This window comes from Vibrio sp. 10N.286.49.C3 (assembly GCF_041469545.1).
Classification (GTDB): domain Bacteria; phylum Pseudomonadota; class Gammaproteobacteria; order Enterobacterales; family Vibrionaceae; genus Vibrio; species Vibrio tasmaniensis_A.
The window spans coordinates 1-342 of sequence record NZ_JBFRKT010000106.1 but is presented as its reverse complement, the minus strand read 5'-3'; the positions used below and the strand labels follow the sequence as shown (position 1 = coordinate 342).

The following is a 342-nucleotide window of genomic DNA, read 5'->3' as shown; positions in this document are numbered from 1 at the left end:
GCAATAAAGCAAAACTAAACGTTCAACATCAGGATTAATGAAAACCCTAAATAGTGGTGCGCCCTGGAGGATTCGAACCTCCGACCGCCTGGTTCGTAGCCAGGTACTCTATCCAGCTGAGCTAAGGGCGCAACGGTTTCGATATTAAGCTGTTAGTTAAGGCAATAAAGCAAAACTAAACGTTCAACATCAGGATTAATGAAAACCCTAAATAGTGGTGCGCCCTGGAGGATTCGAACCTCCGACCGCCTGGTTCGTAGCCAGGTACTCTATCCAGCTGAGCTAAGGGCGCAACGGTTTCGATATTAAGCTGTTAGTTAAAGCAATAAAGCAAAACTAAAC

2 tRNA genes are annotated in these 342 nt (G+C 45.3%); both read right to left on the bottom strand.

The window, feature by feature from the left end:
- Nucleotides 1-54: 54 nt before the first annotated feature.
- A tRNA-Arg gene (locus AB4180_RS22685) sits at nucleotides 55-131 on the bottom strand.
- Nucleotides 132-215: 84 nt separating this feature from the next.
- A tRNA-Arg gene (locus AB4180_RS22680) sits at nucleotides 216-292 on the bottom strand.
- Nucleotides 293-342 lie beyond the last annotated feature (50 nt).